The sequence below is a fragment of the uncultured Sphingomonas sp. genome (assembly GCF_964244235.1).
Lineage (GTDB): Bacteria > Pseudomonadota > Alphaproteobacteria > Sphingomonadales > Sphingomonadaceae > Sphingomonas.
In genome coordinates, this window is the sequence record NZ_CAXTII010000117.1 from 1 (window position 1) to 6,039 (window position 6,039).

Annotated in this window: 4 protein-coding genes; 2 read left to right on the forward strand and 2 right to left on the reverse strand. The window is 65.9% G+C overall.

Annotated elements, in window-relative coordinates; all coding sequences use genetic code 11:
* Positions 1-102 precede the first annotated feature (102 nt).
* A complete protein-coding gene (locus ACFE7D_RS13695) occupies positions 103-1,431 on the reverse strand; it encodes a glutamate--tRNA ligase (protein ID WP_375395969.1) in 1,329 nt (442 codons plus the stop codon).
* Between the two features lie 120 nt (positions 1,432-1,551).
* On the opposite strand from ACFE7D_RS13695, the gene ACFE7D_RS13700 reads away from it, so the two are divergent.
* On the forward strand, positions 1,552-2,487 hold the full coding sequence (locus tag ACFE7D_RS13700) for a ribose-phosphate pyrophosphokinase (protein ID WP_375395972.1): 936 nt from the start codon (positions 1,552-1,554) through the stop codon (positions 2,485-2,487).
* Between the two features lie 26 nt (positions 2,488-2,513).
* On the opposite strand, the gene ACFE7D_RS13705 is transcribed toward ACFE7D_RS13700, so the two are convergent.
* Complete coding sequence (locus ACFE7D_RS13705; protein ID WP_375395970.1) at positions 2,514-3,407, reverse strand: LysR substrate-binding domain-containing protein; 894 nt, start codon at positions 3,405-3,407, stop codon at positions 2,514-2,516.
* A gap of 314 nt (positions 3,408-3,721) precedes the next feature.
* Between ACFE7D_RS13705 and ACFE7D_RS13710 the strand changes: the two genes are divergently transcribed.
* Complete coding sequence (locus ACFE7D_RS13710) at positions 3,722-5,989, forward strand: CDC48 family AAA ATPase (RefSeq protein WP_375395971.1); 2,268 nt, start codon at positions 3,722-3,724, stop codon at positions 5,987-5,989.
* The last annotated feature ends 50 nt before the right edge of the window (positions 5,990-6,039 follow it).

Here is a 6,039-nt window from a genome sequence, read left to right on the forward strand (position 1 = left end):
GACCGACATGCGCAAAGGGTTCGACGGTCTGGCGGTGCTGGTTCAGCAGATGCTGATACATCATTACGCAGTGTTACGCTAATAGCGATGGTTGTCGATTGCTTAGTTCCGGCGGAGCCGTTCGACCGCGCGACCGCGACCGATCAGCGGCAGCAACGCCGCCATGTCGGGGCCGTGGTCGAGGCCGGTCAAGGCGCGACGGAGCGGCAGGAACAGCGGCTTACCCTTGCGCCCGGTCGCGTCCTTCAACGCGGCGGTGAGCGCGTGCCAGGGATCGCCCGCCCAGTCGATCGTCGCGGCAATATCCGCAGCGGCGTCGAGATACGCGCGATCCTCGCCAGCGTCGGGCGCGCCGATCGGGCCTTCGATCACCCGCCACCAATCGGCGGCATCGGAGATGATCGACAGATTGGGCCGCACCGCATCCCATTCCGCGGCGCGCATCCCGACGGGCAGCCGTGCGGCGACGACATCATAAGGCAGCTGATGGACGATCCGCGCGTTCAGCTGCGTCAGTTCGGCCTCGTCGAACCGCGCCGGCGCACGGCCGAACCGCGCGAAGTCGAACGAGTCGGTGAGGATGTCGGTATCCAGAATCGGCTCGACCGGATCGCTGGTTCCGATCCGTGCGAGAAACGCCCGCACCGCTACAGGCTCGATCCCGGCCTCACGGAAATGATCGACGCCGAGCGAACCGAGCCGCTTCGACAATTTTCCCTCCGACCCGGTCAGCAGCGCGGCGTGCGCGAAGGCGGGCGGCGCGGCGTCCATCGCCGCGAACATCTGCAATTGGAGCGCGGTGTTCGACACATGATCCTCGCCGCGCACGACATCGCTGATCCCCATGTCGACATCGTCGATCGCGGACGGCAGCATGTAGAGCCACGATCCGTCCGCACGGCGGATCACCGGGTCGCTCATCGTGGCGGGATCGAACCGCTGCGCCCCCCGCACCCGGTCATCCCACTCGATCGGCTGGTCGTGATCGAGCTTGAACCGCCAATGCGGCTTCACGCCGTCCTCCGCAAATGCGGCGCGTGCCGCGTCCGTCAGGTCGAGCGCGGCGCGGTCGTAGACCGGGGGCAGGCCGCGCCCGAGTTGCACCTTGCGCTTCAGGTCCAGTTCCTGCGCGGTCTCCCAAGCCGGATAGATTCGCCTGGCCGCGACCAGTTCGGCAAAGCGCCGTTCATAGAGCGCGAACCGTTCGGATTGGCGCACCTCGCCATCGGGCGTCAGTTCCAGCCAGCCGAGATCGGCGCGGATCGAATCGACGAAGCGCTCCTCGCTCCGCGCAGCATCGGTATCGTCGATCCGAAGCAGGAACCGCCCGCCGGTCTTTTTCGCCCAGAGCCAGTTGTGAAGCGCGCTGCGGATATTGCCCACATGCAGCCGGCCGGTCGGCGATGGAGCAAAGCGGGTGACGGTCGTCATGGTGCCGCCCTAGATGCAAAGCGTGGCGGCCTCAAATCGCCAGCACCGGATTTCGACGGAATGTTTGCGTCCTTCGGGCACGAGACTATGAAGCGCGCGGCAGTCGGGACGGGACACGCGATGAAATTGATGACCGGCAATTCGAACCTGCCGCTGGCCCGCGCCATCGCCGGCTACCTGGAAATCCCGTTGACCGACGCGCTGGTCCGCCGCTTCGCGGACGAAGAGATCTTCGTCGAGATCAACGAGAATGTCCGCGGCGAGGACGTGTTCGTGCTCCAGTCGACCGGCTATCCCGCCAACGACAATCTGATGGAATTGCTGATCTGCATCGACGCGCTGAAGCGCGCGTCGGCGAAGCGGATCACTGCGGTCATCCCCTATTTCGGCTATGCGCGGCAGGACCGCAAACCCGGACCGCGCACGCCGATTTCGGCGAAGCTGGTCGCGAACCTGATCACCGTCGCCGGCGCGGACCGGGTTCTGTCGATCGATCTGCATGCGGGCCAGATCCAGGGCTTCTTCGATATCCCGACCGACAATCTCTATGCTGCGCCGGTCATGTCCGCGGACATCGTCGCGCGGTTCAAGGGACGCAACATGATGGTCGTCTCGCCCGATGTCGGCGGCGTGGTGCGCGCGCGCCAACTGGCGAAACGGCTCGACAACGCCCCTCTCGCGATCGTCGACAAACGCCGCGAGCGCGCGGGCGAATCCGAGGTGATGAACATCATCGGCGAGGTCGAAGGGCGGTTCTGCATCCTGATCGACGACATCGTCGATTCCGCGGGCACGCTGTGCAATGCCGCAGCGGCGCTGCGCGAGGCCGGGGCGGAAGATGTCGTCGCTTATGTAACGCACGGCGTCCTGTCCGGCGGCGCGGTGGCGCGGGTCGAAGGGTCGGCGCTCAGCGAACTGGTCATCACCGATTCGATAGGCAACCACGAATCGATCGGATCGACGAAGAAGATCCGCCATCTACCGATCGCGCCGCTGCTGGGCGAGGCGATCAAGCGGATCGCGGACGAGACCAGCGTGTCGAGCTTGTTCGACTGATCGATGAACACGCTGGGTAGTAAAGGCTAAACCTCCGTTCCTTTCTCCAATGCACCGATCAGCCAATCGTGGAACAGCCGCACCGGTTTCTGCCGAAGCGCGCGCGGGCGGCATACGAACCAATAGCTGTACGGGCTTTCGACATCGATATCGAACAGCCGCACCAGCCGTGGATCGGCGGCATCGGCGAAATGGCTTTCATGCATGAACGCAACGCCGAGCCCCTGCGCCGCCGCCTCGAGCATCAGCGGCCCCGAATCGAAATGATCGATCGCGAGCGGTTCCATATCCCCGAGCCCGGCCGCCTGCCGCCAGGCGGTGAAGGTATCCGCCATGTCGCGGTGGACGAGCGCTGTCAGCGTCGCCAGTTGCTGCGGGCGCACGACCGGGTCCGGCCCCTCGGTCAGACGGCGCGCACCGATGACATAGACCGAATTGCGGTCGAGCCGGTGCCCATAGAGCAAAGGATCGATCTCGCGCGCCAGGGCGATCACCGCATCCAGCCCCTCGCCGAGCCGCGCGATGCCGTGACCGGCAGTATCGATATCGAGATGCAGTTCCGGGTGCGCCGCGCGTAATTCGCCAAGCCGGGGGAACAGCCGCTGCGACGCGAACAGCGGCAGGACACCGAGCCGCAACCGCAACACCTCGGTTCCGCTCGTCATCGCCTCGACCGCGTCGGACAACTGGTCGAGCACCGGCGCGATCTGCGCGAGCAGCCGTTCGCCATCGGCATTGGTCACAATCGTTTGATGGCGGCGATCGAACAGCGACCGGCCGATAAAGCGTTCCAGGTTCTGGACGCGCCGGCTAAGCGCGGGTGCGGACAGCGCAAGCTCGTTCGCCGCCGCCTTCACCGAGCCAAGCCGGGCGACCTGGACAAAGGCCTCGATCGCGCCGAGCGGCGGCAACCTGCGCATCGCTCTTTTCCTCCCGCCTTGGCCGACGAAGTGCCGACCGACCCGATTAACCCCGATTTCATACCTTGAAGATCGCGGCGACTGAGTGCATTTTTTGCAATCATGCACACGTCCTTCGCACTTGCAACATATTTTGACGGCGGCCAGAAGGATCGGGCCTTTCAGGCATCCTCTCCTAAAAACTTTCACGGGTCGATCCTTACGGATCGACCCTTTTTTTGCGCCTGCCGTGCGCGCTGCGCCGTCGGTCGGAACCCGCACCCGCTGTCGCCCGCTACTGTCGGCACAATGCCGAACCAACAGGGCGAATGACGATGGCGGATACGGACGCGGGTGTCCGCAAGGTTCAAGTGGCGAACAGCCGACCCGAAGATAGCGGCCGCGGTCTGGCGCATCTGCCGCGCGCGATGATGACCGCGCTCGGGGTCGGCGAGGGCGACGTGATCGAGATCCTTGGCAAGCAATCGACCCCCGCGCGCGCGGTCGGTCCTTATGCGGAGGACGAAAGCCTCGACATCATCCGCATCGATGGGCTCCAGCGGGCCAATGCAGGCGTCGGATCGGGCGATTTCGTCGAGGTGCGCAAAGCCGAATCGAAACCCGCGACGCGAGTCGTCTTCGCGCCCGCGCAGCAAAATCTCCGCCTCCAGGGATCGAGCAACGCGCTGAAACGCACCTTTCTCGGCCGCCCCTTCTGCCAGGGCGACATCGTCGCGACCGCGGGGCACCAGCGGGTCGCCGACATGCCGCCGCAGGTCCAGCGCTTCATGAACGCGCCGGCCTATGCATTGCAGGAGGTTCGGCTGCTGGTCGTCGCGGCGAGCCCAAAGGGCATCGTCCATATCGACGAGCATACCGAAATCGAGCTACGCCCCGAATATGAGGAACCCGCCGCCGCGCGGCGCGCGGACGTCACCTATGACGATATCGGCGGCATGGGCGGCACGATCGATCAACTGCGCGAGATGGTCGAGCTGCCGCTCCGGTATCCCGAACTTTTCCAGCGGCTCGGCGTCGATCCGCCCAAGGGGCTGCTGCTCTATGGCCCGCCCGGGACGGGCAAGACGCGGCTGGCCCGCGCGGTGGCGAACGAAAGCGATGCGCAGTTCTTCCTGATCAACGGCCCCGAGATCATGGGGTCGGCGTACGGCGAATCGGAAGGTCGGCTGCGCCAGGTATTCGAGGAGGCGACCAAGGCCGCGCCATCGATCGTCTTCATCGACGAGATCGATTCGATCGCGCCCAAACGCGGACAAGTGTCGGGCGAGGCGGAGAAGCGCCTCGTCGCGCAGCTCCTGACGCTGATGGACGGGCTGGAGTCGCGTGCCAACCTGGTGGTGATCGCGGCGACCAACCGCCCCGAGGCGATCGACGAGGCGCTGCGTCGTCCGGGCCGGTTCGACCGCGAGATCGTCGTCGGCGTTCCCGACGAGCGCGGACGGCGCGAGATTCTGGCGATCCACACCCGCGGCATGCCGCTTGGCGAGCGCGTCGATCTGGACGAACTGGCGCGCACGACCTTCGGCTTCGTGGGTGCGGACCTTGCCGCGCTGACCCGCGAGGCGGCGATCGAGGCGGTGCGGCGGATCATGCCGAAGCTGAATCTGGAAGAACGCACGATCCCGCCCGAGGTGCTGGAGACGCTGTCGGTGACGCGCGAGGATTTTCTCGGCGCGCTGAAGCGCGTGCAGCCGAGCGCGATGCGCGAGGTGATGGTCGAGGCACCGCGCGTCCGCTGGGAGGATGTCGGCGGGCTCGACGATGCGCAGATGCGGCTGAAGGAGGGCGTCGAACTCCCCTTGAAGGACCCGGAGGCGTTTCGCCGGCTTGGGATCCGGCCGGCCAAGGGATTTCTGCTGTACGGCCCGCCCGGCACCGGGAAGACGCTGCTGGCCAAGGCGGTCGCGCGGGAGGCGCAGGCCAATTTCATCGCCACCAAGTCGAGCGACCTGCTGAGCAAATGGTATGGCGAGAGCGAACAGCAGATCGCCCGCCTGTTCGCCCGTGCGCGTCAGGTGAGCCCGTGCATCATCTTCATCGACGAACTCGATTCGCTGGTGCCTGCGCGCGGCAGCGGCGGGGGCGAGCCGCAGGTGACCGAACGCGTCGTCAATACGATCCTGGCGGAGATGGACGGGCTGGAGGAGCTGCAATCGGTCGTCGTGATCGGCGCGACCAACCGGCCCAACCTCGTCGATCCGGCGCTGCTTCGTCCGGGTCGGTTCGACGAGCTGGTCTATGTCGGCGTGCCCGACGAACCCGGGCGGCGGCGGATCCTGTCGATCCAGACGGAGAAGATGCCGTTGGCGGACGATGTCGACCTGGACGTGGTCGCGCACCGCACCGACCGGTTCACCGGTGCCGACCTGGGCGACGTGGTCCGCCGCGCCGGCCTGGTCGCGCTGCGCCGTTCGATCGCGAGCGACCGCGTGACGATGGCGGATTTCGAGACCGCTCTCGGCGAATCGCGTGCGTCGGTGACGCCCGAGATGGAACGCGACTACGAGCAGATGGCGGCACGGTTGAAACAGGACGCCTCGGCGATCCAGCCGCTGGGGTTCGCGTTCCCGCGGCCTATTTAACAGCCTGCTGAAAAAGGGCTTGGCTATCGCGCCGTGAGATGATTCATCGT